The 13,726-nt window shown below is 46.8% G+C and carries 14 protein-coding genes; 6 read left to right on the top strand and 8 right to left on the bottom strand.

All coding sequences use genetic code 11. The features are described from left to right. Positions 1–11 precede the first annotated feature (11 nt). Positions 12–152, top strand: coding sequence for a hypothetical protein (locus NWE96_01865; protein MCW3982724.1), 141 nt, complete (start codon positions 12–14; stop codon positions 150–152). A 1-nt stretch (position 153) separates the two neighbouring features. Here NWE96_01865 and fen read toward each other — a convergent pair whose 3' ends face one another. The 4 genes from fen to NWE96_01845 all read right to left on the bottom strand — a co-directional run bounded on the left by fen (position 154) and on the right by NWE96_01845 (position 5,111). After that, positions 154–1,182, bottom strand: coding sequence for a flap endonuclease-1 (gene fen, locus NWE96_01860; GenBank protein MCW3982723.1), 1,029 nt, complete (start codon positions 1,180–1,182; stop codon positions 154–156). Between the two features lie 311 nt (positions 1,183–1,493). After that, positions 1,494–2,357: a hypothetical protein gene (locus NWE96_01855; GenBank protein ID MCW3982722.1), complete on the bottom strand. Its 864-nt coding sequence runs from the start codon at positions 2,355–2,357 to the stop codon at positions 1,494–1,496. A 24-nt stretch (positions 2,358–2,381) separates the two neighbouring features. Beyond that, positions 2,382–4,661, bottom strand: a complete 2,280-nt coding sequence (locus NWE96_01850; GenBank protein ID MCW3982721.1) for a hypothetical protein — start codon at positions 4,659–4,661, stop codon at positions 2,382–2,384. A gap of 276 nt (positions 4,662–4,937) precedes the next feature. Then, complete coding sequence (locus NWE96_01845) at positions 4,938–5,111, bottom strand: hypothetical protein (GenBank protein MCW3982720.1); 174 nt, start codon at positions 5,109–5,111, stop codon at positions 4,938–4,940. Positions 5,112–5,244: 133 nt separating this feature from the next. Here NWE96_01845 and topA point away from each other — a divergent pair, with 133 nt between their 5' ends. The 3 genes from topA to NWE96_01830 are packed head-to-tail and all read left to right on the top strand — an operon-like array spanning position 5,245 to position 7,950. Then, entirely contained in the window at positions 5,245–7,317 is a 2,073-nt protein-coding gene (topA, locus tag NWE96_01840) for a DNA topoisomerase I (protein ID MCW3982719.1), read from the top strand. Next, the gene (locus NWE96_01835; GenBank protein ID MCW3982718.1) at positions 7,314–7,556 is read left to right on the top strand and encodes a hypothetical protein; all 243 of its coding nucleotides are present in this window, start codon (positions 7,314–7,316) and stop codon (positions 7,554–7,556) included. The genes topA and NWE96_01835 overlap by 4 nt, the downstream gene beginning before the upstream one ends. After that, the gene (locus NWE96_01830) at positions 7,528–7,950 is read left to right on the top strand and encodes an OST3/OST6 family protein (GenBank protein ID MCW3982717.1); all 423 of its coding nucleotides are present in this window, start codon (positions 7,528–7,530) and stop codon (positions 7,948–7,950) included. Before NWE96_01835 ends, NWE96_01830 begins: the two co-directional genes overlap by 29 nt. A 60-nt stretch (positions 7,951–8,010) precedes the next feature. Here the strand turns inward: NWE96_01830 and NWE96_01825 are convergent, their stop codons facing one another. Together NWE96_01825 and NWE96_01820 are read right to left on the bottom strand one after the other, a co-directional pair. Beyond that, a complete protein-coding gene (locus NWE96_01825) occupies positions 8,011–8,529 on the bottom strand; it encodes a CDP-2,3-bis-(O-geranylgeranyl)-sn-glycerol synthase (GenBank protein ID MCW3982716.1) in 519 nt (172 codons plus the stop codon). 16 nt (positions 8,530–8,545) lie between these two features. Continuing rightward, positions 8,546–9,235, bottom strand: coding sequence for an AAA family ATPase (locus NWE96_01820; protein ID MCW3982715.1), 690 nt, complete (start codon positions 9,233–9,235; stop codon positions 8,546–8,548). A gap of 76 nt (positions 9,236–9,311) precedes the next feature. Between NWE96_01820 and NWE96_01815 the strand changes: the two genes are divergently transcribed. Further along, positions 9,312–9,962: a hypothetical protein gene (locus NWE96_01815; GenBank protein MCW3982714.1), complete on the top strand. Its 651-nt coding sequence runs from the start codon at positions 9,312–9,314 to the stop codon at positions 9,960–9,962. Continuing rightward, positions 9,937–11,025, top strand: coding sequence for a Clp1/GlmU family protein (locus tag NWE96_01810; GenBank protein MCW3982713.1), 1,089 nt, complete (start codon positions 9,937–9,939; stop codon positions 11,023–11,025). The genes NWE96_01815 and NWE96_01810 overlap by 26 nt, the downstream gene beginning before the upstream one ends. Here NWE96_01810 and NWE96_01805 read toward each other — a convergent pair. Beyond that, positions 11,007–12,962 (bottom strand): DEAD/DEAH box helicase family protein, encoded by a 1,956-nt coding sequence (locus NWE96_01805; protein MCW3982712.1) that lies wholly within the window; start codon positions 12,960–12,962, stop codon positions 11,007–11,009. The two genes, NWE96_01810 and NWE96_01805, sit on opposite strands and share 19 nt — an antisense overlap. Further along, complete coding sequence (locus NWE96_01800; protein MCW3982711.1) at positions 12,959–13,687, bottom strand: endonuclease III; 729 nt, start codon at positions 13,685–13,687, stop codon at positions 12,959–12,961. Before NWE96_01800 ends, NWE96_01805 begins: the two co-directional genes overlap by 4 nt. Positions 13,688–13,726 lie beyond the last annotated feature (39 nt).

Below are 13,726 nucleotides of genomic sequence, written 5' to 3'. Positions count from 1 at the left end.
AGGTCGATAAAGTGAGTGCTCTGCTGAATCGAGACGCAACCATCGAAACAGTCCTCAAAAAATGCTCAAACTGCGGGCACCCAAGAGGCAGCCACAGAAAAGACAGAGAATGTACAGTACTAGGATGCATCTGCAAACAGTTCAGCCAATAAACTAGCCGAACCATTTTTCCAGCGAAACCTTTCCCTTCTGCTTCTTGCTACCTGTAGTCATCCGTTCAAGGGATTTTTTGATGCGTTCCTCGCCGAACTCTTTCTCGCGACACATAAAGTCGATGATGCCCTGCTCGTCAGGGTCTCTCCATTCGAGCTTGTAGTTGTCGGTAACTTTGGGGTGGAGAAAGATTTCTCTGATTTGGTTGGGTTCACATGGGAAAGTGGCGTTTTTGATGTAGGGTAAGGCGGCTTCTATGGTGCCGTGTTGACGGATGAGTTTGAGGGCGGTTTTGGGGCCGATGCCTTCGATGCCGTCTGGGTTAAAGTCGGTGCCGATTAAGATGCCGACGTCGATTAGCTGTTCGTAGGTTAACCCGCATTCACTCAATGCCTTGGAGAGTTCAACCACTTCGGGCACAACTTCGATGAACACTTTGCCCCGCCTTCTTCTACCAGAAATCGTAACATTACGCAGTAACCTCGGCGCTCCAAAGAGGAGACTGTCGTAGTCTTGGCTGGCACAGTAATCCGCAATGCCTTTCCGCGTCATATGGGCGGCTTGGGCTTCACCTTCGCTTGGCGCCTGCACCCACGGTAACCCCATCAACCCCAGTAGCTTCTGGCTTTCATCTAACATGTAGTCCTTCATGGTCGTTGAAGCCTGTGCATACATGCGGGCTTCTTCGGGTTTGCCTTCTTTTACGGCTTTTTCGTAACGAATAGCGGCTTCTACTTTGATTTGGCGGCGGCGTTCAATCTCTGCTGCCTTGAGCACTGGAGATTCGCCGTCGAAAACGTAGACGGGTTTTAATCCCATTTCGACGAGGTTGCTTGTGCGGTAGAAGAGACCGCTTAAGTGGCTGGTGATTTTGCCTGTGCTGTCCTTTAGGGGGGTGCCGTCTGGTTGGCGTATAATGCTGAGAAACTGGTAGATGGCGTTGTATGCGTCTATGGCTATTATTTTGCCTGAAAGGTCTTCGAGTTTGATTGGGGTTTTTGGTATGAGGTCTTTGAAGTTTACGCCCAAAAGGACACCACACAAAGCATAGGAAAACACAAGTTAAAGAGGTTTGCGAATCGACGCAATAAGCTACCTTCTCAGGTGCTTTTTGCTTTTTCCCAAAAGAAAGAAAAACCTCTTTTGCCCACATAATCACGCTTGCCGTGACTTTTGTTCTTTATATAAGGGAGGGGAGGTCAGCTTTGAGACGTCGCGTGATTCCAGCAGGTACGGATACGGAAACGTATGCGCCCACTAAAAGGGCAAAAAACTGAAAGCACAGAATGACTAATTGCACAGAGGAGTTCAAAACAAAAATTTAACTCAGTAAAATAGCTCTATGAGAGAACTTGTAATAACAAACCTATGAGGGTGAAGACAGCGACAAGAGCAGCAATCACTGCCACAACCCGCCGTTCACTCATAGGTCGCTTGTACGTTATCACAGTAACTAAGCTTCTCATGCTGTCTGAGCACAGTTTTTTGCCGTCAAAACTAACTGAGGCTTTCTTGCGGGTGAAGAACACGGAAAGCAGGATGATTGAGCTGTTGAATATGAAAGGTATTATGGAGATTATGAGGTTGACTTTCATGTCGGAGAGGATAGCGAAAGCCGCGATAGTCATGCCTATAGCAAACGAGCCTGTGTTACCGACAAAGATTTTTCCTGACAGGTTCAGGGCTGCAAGCACGAGCCAGAACAGCAGGGGCCCCACCATGAGGAGCCAGTTTGGAGAAAACACCATCAGGCCTGCGATGACTATGGCGGGGCAGAGTGTTTCTAATCCGTTTAATCCGCCAAGTTGGTTTACGGTGTTGGTAACTATCATGACGATTAAGGGGATTATTAGGTAGAAGTATAGCACACCGAAGTCGATGATACCTATGAAAGGCAAAGTAATTGATGTTCTTGCATGTATGAACTGTGCGTAGTAAATCAGGGGCAAAGCAGCAATCAGCGGCATAAAAGCCTTGTAGCGCCACTTCAAATCTATCCAGTCATCCATCATCCCCATAAACCCGCCGAACAAGACGCAAGCAGCTAAAGTGAAAGCTGCGGAAACTGGTTCAGGGTGGGAACTCTGCTGCAAAAAATACACTAAGAAAAGATAAACGGTTGTGAATAGGACGTAGAAAACGCCTAAACCGTTAGGTACTAGGGGACGACCAACTTTGTGTTGGTCGGGAACCTTGGGGAACAATTTGCCGCTTCCTGTTCAGTTAATTTAAGGGTTGGCTGCGTTGTATGCTGCCCAGTCAATCTGATAGATTGCTACGATTGGGATTAAGCCGCTGTATTGGTTGGGTGCGATGTCGAGTCCTGCGAAGTAGGCTTCTTTGAAGTATTTCGGTGCAGCCACGGTTATGTCTGGGGTCACGGTGTAGGTTCCGGTGGCTGAGACTCTGGTGGCGTATGTTGTTCTAGCGTAACCCAACAGTTCGTATATTACGCTGTTTTGGCCTTTAGCGTTCCAATCCCACATGCCAGTTGTTTGGTTGGATGCACCGAAGTAGCTTTCTGCCCGTTTATCGGTTGAATCGTACCATGCGTTTGCTTCGTCTATGTAGCCTTGCTGGATGAGGCGGTCCATGCCTTGTGAGGAGATTCTGGCCATCCAAACCCATTTGCTCTCGTCACCATACGAATAGGGGTATAGGATGTATTGGTTTGTGCCAGCTTGGTAAGCGTAAACGGTGGTGAATACCGCGATGTATTTCACTCGTTCTTGACCGTAGCTTTTGGTGATCATGTTTAGGCATTGGTTCTCGTTAGACATGAACATGAACCCGATGTTTTCGATCTGTGTAGCGTTAACTGTGGTGTTGTCTGCCAGTGTTGTTACGTTTCCAAGGTCACTTAGCCAGTTACCATAGTCCCACCAACTCACGACGACGTCGCTTCGTTTCGCATTATTGTTTAGCCACTGGATGGCGTTAAGCCATGTGTCCACGTTGTCGGTGAGTCCTGCTCCGCCTAATGGAAGGCTTGAACTGCTGATAGCAGTCGGTGTAAAGGCTTGTGACACTGACCGTGGCATACCGCCTGTCTGAGGTGAAAACGCAAAGTTGGTTATCAAAATCAGGAATATGAGTATGATGGCAAATCCGCTGTATTCTTTGCTGACACGTAGCATTTTACGTTTAGATTTAACCATGGCTCTTGAAGCTTCATGCAGTTGATTAACGAAGGGCTTAACCATACCCATGATGCCTATTCCCGCGATTATGGCGAATGCAGGACCCAGAAGCACCAGTAAGCGCACCATGGAGTTAGCGAAGTATAGTGAGGTTACTGCGAATAGGAGGAGGAAGATGTTTCGGTTTGTAGGTTTCTTAACAGTGAAGTACAAACCTATTAGGAAGAAGAGTATGCTGATTCCGAATTCCACGTAGAGATTGCCCCATGCAGAGATTCTTTGCTCAGCTACTGAATCGACCAAGGGTGAGGCAGCCCTGATGAATGGGTCTAGAACTGTGATGAATTTGCCTGCGAGGCTGCTAAGTGCGCCTGTTAGGCCTAAAGCGGCAACTGCGCCGACTATTGCAACTATGGAGGCAATTATGAGGTATAGTTTGCTTTTTGCAGATATGTTATTGCGCAACAGTTCTGCCACAATCAAAACCACAAAGACCGCTGCAACAGGCAGAATTGCGCCTGAAGTGAGGTAGTTTAAGCCCAGATAGGGTACTTTGGTACCGATCATTAACGCTAAGCCGAAGGTTATGCTGTAGTTGATGAGCATTCTTTGGCTGTACCGTTTCAGCAGAACTAAGACGAATACGAATAGGACAGATAAGCCGATGACGAAGTACGCTGCACCCCAGCCCATTATGAAGTAGGCTAAAGCTAAACCAGCGCCCACTGAATAGAGCAGTGAGGCTTTGAGTGAACGGTTCCCGTCAAGTGAACGCATAAAGAGGAACATGAATAAAACTAAACCAAGAACACCTGGAACTTCTGTGTCGAAGAAACCCAGTGAGCTTCTCTGCAGAAAAGAAGGCACCAGTGCCAAGAATAAAGCTGCAAATAAGCCAACTCCGCGCCCGCCCATATCTTTTCCTAAGAGGTATATGATAAAGCAGGAAAGTGCGGCCATGAATGCGGGCAGTATTGCACAGAAAGTCATCAAATCGAAGTGCCCAAAGACTGAAACAATACTGTATAGTACTGCTGCGGTTGCGGGTAAAGCAGGTAACGAACTGGACATGTCTAACCCGTTTGGATACCACTTCATTGTGTCAATCCAAGCGGTCGGATAATACGGAGAAAGCAAACCGTAATCTAACATGTGCCGTGTGATGCTGAGTTGGTAGTAGGGGTCGAACTCGTTTAGCAGCGAGGTTCCTGCAGATAGGTTTTCCCAGCGGAGAGGCAACATGCGGATAGTGAACGCGATGAAGAAAATCAAGATGAGTGTTGCGTATACAAGGATTGTGCCGTGGCTAAGGTTTATTCCAAGCCTGCTAAAGACATTGCCAAGTCGGTCTTTGATTGTTTCCCCCACTTTAAGCCATCTCGTGTTTAGTGTATGTTGGATTGTACTATTTTACACATTGGAGATTTATTTATGGCTTTCCAAAACCAAGTTAATGACATACAAACATTCTGCGCGGTTTAATCTTCAGAGGGTTTGTAAAAAAACGGTTGTGAATAATTGCTTTTGAGTTTTAATTTAGTCAAAACCGAAGTCTAAAGGGTACAAACCACTCAAATCAACTAAAGATAAAAAATCAACTTTGGAAACTTTTTGGCACCCTTTAAACTTGAAAAAGAATTTTAGTTAACGCCGTTTGTTTACAGCCGTGACTTCGACATCAAGCGGTAACAAGGACAGTTTTCGGTTGCATTTTGGGCAGTTCCCGCCGTTTTCCTGAATAATTTCGTCTGGAGGCCTCAACTCGGGGCCTTCGTATAGTACGTGGTGACATCCATGACAAATAACTCGTTGCGGCATGCCAGTTCCCCATAGCATAGGATGTTATGGAATATTTAATGATTGCTAAACAGGACGCTGTGACAAAAAGTTTAGCTGTGAAGGTTTTATTTGACAGTTCAACCTCAATTGTTGATGCGTGGTTTAGAGGTAAGTGGAAAAATATACTTTAATCGTAACAGAAAAGCCTGATGCCGCCGAAAGAATAGCCGCAGCCCTTGACGTGCAGGGGAAACCTGAAAAAAACCAGAAAATGGGAGTTCCATTTTTTAGGGCGCAACGAAGGGGAGAAATCGTGGTTGTTCCAGCAGTTGGACACCTCTACACGATTACCAGTAAAGACAAAAAGAGAGATTACCCTGTTTTTGATTACCAATGGGTGCCACGGTGGCAAGCAGAGAAAGGCGCAGCGAAAATCCGCACGTGGCTCAAAGTGATTTCTGAGTTAGCGGCAGACGCTGAAGGCTTTGTGGATGGCTGCGATTTTGACATCGAAGGAAGCATAATCGGTTACACTATTCTCAAGTATGCCTGTGGAGAAAAACAGCAAGTTGCCAAACGCATGAAATACTCCACCTTAACTACAGAAGAACTCCAAGAGGCATATGACCACTTGCTGCCGAAGCTTGATTTTGCGTTGGTGGAGGCTGGGTTAACGCGGCATGAAATCGATTGGCTCTACGGCATAAACCTCTCCAGAGCACTAACAACTGCAGCGAAACAAGTCAGCGGTCAATACGCCACTCTAAGCACTGGTAGAGTGCAGGGTCCAACATTGCGGTTTCTGGAGGAACGCGAAAAAGAAATCCAATGTTTTGTACCTACACCCTACTGGAAATTAACCGCAAAAATCAGCATAAACGACACAGATATAGATGCGGAATACCTCAAAACTTTGGAGACTCTCAAAGAAGCTACAGAATTAAAAGAGAAAAGTAAAGCTAAGCAAGGTACAATAGAAACCGTAAAAGTTACAGAAGCCTTGCTAAGTCCACCTATTCCATTCGACTTGGGGGCTCTGCAAAGTGAAGCCTACAAACTTTTCCACCTAACACCAATTCGGACTTTGGCGATTCTGCAACGCCTCTACATAGCCGCATTGATTTCTTATCCAAGAACAAGCAGCCAAAAACTGCCGCCCTCAATCGGCTACTGCAGCATCCTCAAGAAACTTGGGGCTAATCCAGCTTACAATCGACAAACTGCAGAGTTGTTAGCTAATAAGGATTTGAAGCCTAACGAAGGCAAAAAATTTGACCCCGCCCACCCAGCAATATACCCTACAGGCAATTTACCCCAGAAAGCCATAGATGACGCGTCAAGAAAAGTCTTTGACTTGGTGGTTAAACGGTTTTTAGCGGTTTTTGCGGAGCCTGCACTTAAACAGAACGTTGACGTAACAGTTTCAATTAATGGGGTTCCGTTTGGGTTTTCTCTGGCAAGGACATTGAGTGAGGGCTGGATGAAATATTACAAACCCTACGTGCAGGTAAAAGACGACAAAATGCCGACTTTGATTGAAGGACAACTGGTCGATGTTAAACGGGTAAGTCTAAAAGAGCTTTATACGCAGCCGCCGCCCCGATACAACCCCCGAAGTCTGCTCCTCAAGATGGAGAAGGAGGAAATTGGAACCAAAGCCACCCGAGCCGCAATCATAGAGACACTTCAAGAACGCAAGTATCTCAGGGGAGCAGACAACTTTGCAGTCAGTGATTTAGGCTTCACAGTTATCGAGGTTCTGCAGAAGTATTGTCCTATTGTAGTTTCTTCTGAGATGACACGGAGTCTTGAGGAAAGGATGGATTTGATTCAACAGGGCAAAGAAAACAAGCAAACAGTACTGACTGACGCTGTTGAGACTTTGAAGGCGGCCACAGATGAGTTGAAGTCAAAGGAAAAGGCAGTTGGCGCCCAGCTAAGTCAGGCGTTACAGAGAGCGCGGTTGGAGGAGCGTACAGTTGGTTTTTGCCCGAACTGCAAAAGCGGCCAGTTAATTATTTTGCAATCCCAAAAAACAGGCAAACGCTTTGTAGGCTGCAACAACTACTTCCAAGACAAATGCAACACTACTTATCCCCTCCCCCAAACAGGCACAGTTAAACCCTTAGCTAAGCCATGTAAAAACTGTGGCGCCCCCGTCGTGTCAGTTTATATCCGTGCAAGGAAGCCGTGGCGGCTCTGCCTCAACCCAAAGTGCCCCAGCAAAGGAGCCTCAAAACCATGAAGTGCAACGTTTGCCAGCGGGAAGCACAGGAGCGGGGTTACTGTGCTCTGCATTTGCAGGCGTACCATGCTATCCGCAAGAAGTATCAGATTTGGGTTAAGGCTTCGGGCGTAGGTTGGAAGGAGTATTTGGTTCTGATTCAGAAAAATTCATTAACTGGGGAATGGGCTAAAGATGTAGCAAAGCAACTAATTAGGGAAGAGGAAAAAGATGTCGAACAAATTAAAGAAAACATCTGAGGATATGTCGTTCTCGCTTAGCCGATGGTTCCGCAAGTTATCAACCAACGCGCCATCAACTTTCATAGTTACCGTGGTCGTAATTGCGTATGCGATTTTCCTCTTCGGAGGCGGCTTATACACCTTAATCAACAACCCTGTTGCTTCATACTACACAAGTTCAGGCGGATTCATGTTCCTCTACCCCGATATAAGTAGCCAATTCGGCGCAGACACAATCATCGCCGTAACACTATACGCAATGGGCTTCTTTGGGTTACTTACCATCTATCAAAGCGCAAAAAACGTCAGCAAACCCAGACAAGCATACATGATGATGGTTGTCGGCATCACTTTATTGTTGCTGTCCTACATATTCCTCGAAGGCGCAATCAACTACAAGCTCTACGGCTAAAAATACCCCCCATTTATCGTGGGAACACAATTTTTTGATTTTTTAGATGAATTGTTTTAGTTACCATGGGTGCTTCTTTAATTTCAACTTGTAAGCACCATAGTTAGTTAGCAAGTGAATCGGCGGAGTAATCAACAGAACCGTCAAGATAACCTGCCAACTCAAACCCGACCAATTAATCAAAGCCAGCGGCAGCGAAAACACCACAGCACCCACAACAAAATCAATCTGATCCACAATCGGCAACAATCCGCCAGGGGCAATGTCGAGCCGTCTCTTGATGAATGCACCAGTTAAATCTCCTAAAAGCGCACCCAAAGGAATCAATACACTAAACAGCACAGGATAATTGTCAAAGCCAAAAACCAAGCCTTCCGCTAAACCGACGCCGAAACCCACCGCCCAACCGAAAAAGAAGCCGCGCCAAGTTTTGTTGTTGCCAAAGATTCGTTTGCCGTCTACAAAGTTTCTGCCGAAATCCATCTTTACTCCGCCGCCCGCTAAGACAGGTGTTGCGTTGGCGCAGTAGGCGGGAAAAATGAATTTTAAGGCTTCAACGATGAGTAGCGCGACATCCATGCTTTTCAACCATGCTTTAGGGAAGTTGTGTATCTCTTATTCCAGTTTCCCCTATTTGTATATAGCACACTGCTTCGCCTAAAAGTTGCGGGGCTTTCTCGACGGTGGCTTTGATGGTTTGGGGAAAGTCTGAGGGTTTAAGGAAGAGTATGTTTTCTGCCCAGAATTTAAGAACCCTCGTAGCCACAGGACGCAAGCTTGAGGTTTGCTCGCTTATGACGCTACGGACTTGGCTGGTCATGACCAACGGGATTTTTTTGGTCTTCACTGTCTGGGCTAAAACAGCGAGTTGACGGTTTAACTCTCGGTTAAAGCTGAAGGTTTTAGGGCTTTCCGCCGCTCTTGCGCTGTACAGCGATGTGAAAGTGTCAATTATAATTAAGCCCACGTTGACGAGGTAGTCTTCGATGCGGTCGATTAGGGCTGTTTGCTCCCTAAAATCTGCGGGTTTAACCAGCACAATCCGCTCTGCCACGACTTCAAAGTTTCTGCCTGCAATTTGGTAGAGGCGCTCGGTTGAAAAAGTGTTGTCGCAGTCTACATAGAGGACTTTGAGGTCTTGGAGGGCACAGTTAACAGATAGTTGCAGCATCAAGGTTGATTTGCCTGTTTCTGGTTCACCATACATCAAAGTAATTGTAGCGGGCTTTATGCCGCCTCCGAGGCACTCGTCGATGCATTCTAAGCCAGTTGAGATATGAGCCATGAGATCACTCAAGGATTATTAGGTTGAATTAGATATTGTGTTTTGCACTTAAACGTATACTCTTTAAGGATGGTTTATGAAGGAAAAGGTTGCGGTGGCAACAGTTCAGGGCAGGGCTTACTTTCTATTAGTCAACGCACTGCGTGAACAAGGCATAGGCTTTGTGAGTTTAATGCCAGGCGAACCCATGCCCACCAAAGTCAAAGTTGTCATAACAACTGAAAAAGAAAAAAGCAAAGTCAATTACGAGAAAATCCTCGTCTTCCAAGGCGAAGAACAACTTGAAAGCCTAATCATCGAAGTCAAAAAGCTCCTGTTAGGTAAAGAAACCTACGAGAAAATGGTGGTTGGAATTGATCCTGGCGAAGCCATCGGGCTGGCTGTTTTGGCAGATGGAAAAGTAATCGAAGAAAGCAACTGCTACAGCAGCCATGAATTGACCTGCAGCATCCTTAAAGTGCTGAAAACAGTAAACTTCGATGCAACCAGCGCTGTGGTAAAGATTGGAAACGGCGTTCCCATCTACAGAGAACTGCTTGAAGACCTAGATTATTCCCTGCCAGCGCAGGTGACGCTGGAAGTGGTGAGTGAAGCGGGAACCAATCGCCCTCAGAAGGTGCACAGCAGAAAGATTAGGCATATATCTTCCGCTATCCGTATAGCTGGAAGAAACGGCCCTAAATATACAAGGAGGAAGACGATTGCATCGAACAGTACAACCCAATAGAACCCTACTCGTGGATGGCCCCGCATCGGTTCAGTTAGTCGCAGGAAAAGCGGAAGTGCTTGGCTACCCACTAAAAACAGAGCAAAGGGTTCTTGTTCGGGAAGGCAAACGTCAACCCTTCTACACTGTCGAAACCGCAGTTTTTAACGTGCTGCTAGGTGCAAACGCAGCGGTTCAAGAGGTGGAAGGCTGCACTGTTCCTACATCTTGGAGCAAACCTGTCCAAACGGTCCTTGGTTTGGAGAAAAAACCTGTAGTTATAATCGTTTTAGGTGCCTGTGATGTGGGTAAAAGCAGCTTCTGCACCTACATGGTAAACAAACTGGTGGAAGCCAAACGCTCCGTCGCAGTCATCGATGGAGATTTAGGGCAATCGGACATTGGCCCCTCAGCTTGCGTTGGCTTCTCGGCGGCTTCTGCACCTGTAACGGAACTCTACAATCTGCGCTTTTTGAATGGTTGTTTCGTCGGCGCCACATCTCCTGTTAAGGCAGCAACGCAAACAATCAAGGCACTAAATTGTATGATGGCTGAGGCAACCGCCAAACAAGCTGATTACATTTTGGTTAACACGGATGGGTTTGTCAGTGGTGAGGCAGCTATCAGGTACAAGTTGTCTATCATTAAGGAGCTTAAACCTGATGTGGCCGTTGGGGTCCAAATGGGGGATGAACTGGAAGAGTTAATGTCGTATTTGGGCGGCGGCGGATTAATGATGGTTGAACCATCTCCAGCAGTGAACCAGCGCACCCCCGAAAAACGCAAACTACTACGCGAAATGACGTACGCCAAATACCTCAAAAAATCTAAACTCCACTGCATACCCATCAGCCAAATCAACCTCGAACCCCGAAACGGCGTTCCAAAAGAGCAGAAACCAGAGAGGGGGTTACTTGTCGGCTTATATGGACGAGGAACCAGATTCTTAGGCATCGGCGTCTTACGAGCAGTTAACTCGGAGAGGAAAGTGCTTAAAATTCAGACTGCTGTTAGGTCGAAGCCTTTTAGGCTTGTTTTTGGTAAAGTTCACTTGAACGAGAAACTTCAAGAAGTTGAAGACTGATTACTGAAGAAGTCTCGGATTTCTTGGGCTAAGACTCCAGGTTTGTCAGGCAGTATTTTCATGCCGTTAGTAACCCATGAAGGTATGAAACTCTTGCAGTAAGCGGTGGCGTAACGGAAATCAAGAAACACTATAGCGCCCTTATCGTCTAATGTGCGTATTGGTCTGCCAGCGGCTTGACAAGCTTTTTTCATAGCAGGCAAAATGTAGCCGTATTCTCGACCTCGACCAGGAAACCTATCCTCATAATAATCAATTTGAGCCCTAACTCTGGGAGTTGGCTCAGCGTAAGGCACACCCACAATAACCACCGAATTCATCTGATTACCCGGGAAATCTACCCCCTCCGAAGTCCTGCCGCCCTGCACACCGAGAAAAACTGCGCCGCCCTTATCGCCGCATGCTTTGAAGTCATGTACCAGTTTCTCGTTGACTTTTGAGGTCATGCCGCTTTTTTCGTAGTAGAGCGGTTTTAGAAGCTGCTGTTCTAAGCCTTCTGAGAGAAGCGCGTTTAAGACTTGGAAACTGGCGGCGAATATGCCTGTGTTGGTGGGTGTGCTGTTGACAACTTCGTTTATGCGGTCAATCATCGTCTGGTACATCTTGGGAGTCCGTTTCTCCATCGACGTGGTTACACCGAGGCTAACAGCTGAAAAGACATGTTCTTTGGGAAACGGCGAAGGCGCAAGGAACTGCACGGTACTTTCAGGAAGACGAGTGATTTGTGCATAGGCTTCCAATGGCTGAAGAGTCCCCGACATAATCACGTTTGCGTATGTCGATGAGAAGACTGGTTCAGTGATTTTAGCTGGGTCTAAAGCGACGATTTCGAGTTTAGCGGTTTTGTTGCCTTCCTTGTTGAAGTATTTGCTGGCAACATTGATGTACGAATTGTCGTTTATGGTGTCTAGCCATTTGCTGAAGAAGTCGGCTGTGGCGTTGACGTAGCTGCGGGGGTTTTTGCCCTCTGCCAACAGCGCCTTTTTGATTGCGACGCCTGCTTCATGCATGTGGATGAAAAAATCACGTGGTTTAGCTATGCCGCCCTGCTTCTCTATAATTTCAAGTATGCGAGTGGGTGAGATGATTTCTTCTTTGCTTATTTTGTCTGTCAGTTTGTCTAATTCGCCGCGGAAGAAATGGGTAAATTCTTCGATATCCTTGTAACCGAAGCGCTCTGCCTCCATCTCTGCCTGCCGCAATATGAAAAGGGTAAGTTGACTACTGGAGATGTCAACAGCGGTTTCTGGCAGATTGTGGGCTTCATCTACAACGAGTATGATTTTCTGCAGTTCCGTCTCCAAATTCTTCAGGAACGCCGTGCGAATTTGTGGATCGAAAACATAGAGGTAACTCAACGCAATTACCCGCGCGTCATGCACAGCGCCTTTGACGAGTTCGTAGGGGCATATCTCTTTTTTCTTGCACACTCGAAGAATTTCTGAACCCATATACGGACGACTGGCAACTTGCTGCTGAAGAGAGAGGTACTCGTAGGAGCGGTTTTCCACGTTTCGGTAGTAGGGGCATCTGCCTTTAGCTTTGAGAAGCTCGCATACTTCCATAAGCGATTTAGAGTCGAAAGCGCCTTTGGCGGCGAAGACGTTTAGGCACATTTCGTTTCGTCCGCGGATGCTGACGCCTGTAACTGGCCGCTGCTTGTAAATCATCCTTAACTCGTCGATAACTCGGTCGTGTTGGCGGTGTGTGCGTGCGACGTAGAGGATTTTGAGGTTTTTCTTCATCGCCACAGGCAAACACGCAGAGAGCGCCGAGATGGTTTTGCCCAAACCGTTACTACCCTCGATTAAGACACTTTTGCGTTCATTTACGGCTTGGTTAACGGTTGCTATGAATTCATCTTGATGCGGGCGCGCGTTGCTGTAGGGAAAGTATTCGAGGACTTCTGCAGGCAACTTGCAGGGTTGTTTACTCATGCGGTAACCCCCTTAGATGGGCAGTAGGTGTTAACTGGGCAGGCGTTGCAGTGGGGGTTGCGTGCTTTGCAGGTTTTTCTGCCATGCGAAATCAACAGTAAATGCACTGAGAGGTAATCTTTGGGTTTGAAAAACGACTGTAGGCTCAGCCGCACATCTTCGTAGCCGCCTTCACATGGCGCCAACCCCAGACGCCTCGACACGCGATTAACATGGGTATCCACAGGAATCGTTGGCTTACCCAAAGAAAACAACAAAACCACATCAGCCGTTTTGGGGCCCACACCTGGAATTTCCATCAAAGCCTTTCGCGCCTCCTCAACTGGCAACAACGAGATGGGTTTTAGGGTACCACCGAATTTTTCAAGAATGATTTTTGAGGCAGTTTGGATGGTTCTGGCTTTGTTCTGGTAGAGTCCACCGATGCGAATACATTCTTCAATCTCGTTTAATTCTGCGCTAGCCAACTCTTGGGGGGTTATTTTGAAGTGCGTGGCAAGTTTTTTGAAAGCTCGCTCTGTGTTGGTGTCAGCGGTGTTCTGTGAAATAATCGTAACAACCAGCGTTTCGAATGGGTCGGCGCTAGCTTTGACGAGATGGGGAAAACTCAAAGTGTCTTTTAGAGTTGACAGAATTGTTTGTGCGCATGCTTCAGTTAACGTGTGTGCCTTCACCCCATCGGATAGAATTCTGAATTCTATGCTGTATCTGGCTATAAATACCAATTGCGCACAAAAAAAGCATTTTTAGGATTCTAATAGTAA

This window comes from Candidatus Bathyarchaeota archaeon (assembly GCA_026014685.1).
Classification (GTDB): Archaea; Thermoproteota; Bathyarchaeia; order Bathyarchaeales; family Bathycorpusculaceae; genus Bathycorpusculum.
This window is presented reverse-complemented; position numbering and strand designations above follow the sequence as displayed.

Bases quoted from the DNA above. Each gene is read 5' to 3' on its own strand.
- NWE96_01825 (MCW3982716.1), bottom strand. From the start codon at position 8,529: ATGGATGTCGCGCTACTCATCGTTGAAGCCTTAAAATTCATTTTTCCC.
- NWE96_01805 (MCW3982712.1), bottom strand. From the start codon at position 12,962: ATGAGTAAACAACCCTGCAAGTTGCCTGCAGAAGTCCTCGAATACTTT.
- NWE96_01820 (MCW3982715.1), bottom strand. From the start codon at position 9,235: ATGGCTCATATCTCAACTGGCTTAGAATGCATCGACGAGTGCCTCGGA.
- NWE96_01845 (MCW3982720.1), bottom strand. From the start codon at position 5,111: ATGCCGCAACGAGTTATTTGTCATGGATGTCACCACGTACTATACGAA.
- NWE96_01835 (MCW3982718.1), top strand. From the start codon at position 7,314: ATGAAGTGCAACGTTTGCCAGCGGGAAGCACAGGAGCGGGGTTACTGT.
- NWE96_01830 (MCW3982717.1), top strand. From the start codon at position 7,528: ATGTCGAACAAATTAAAGAAAACATCTGAGGATATGTCGTTCTCGCTT.
- NWE96_01815 (MCW3982714.1), top strand. From the start codon at position 9,312: ATGAAGGAAAAGGTTGCGGTGGCAACAGTTCAGGGCAGGGCTTACTTT.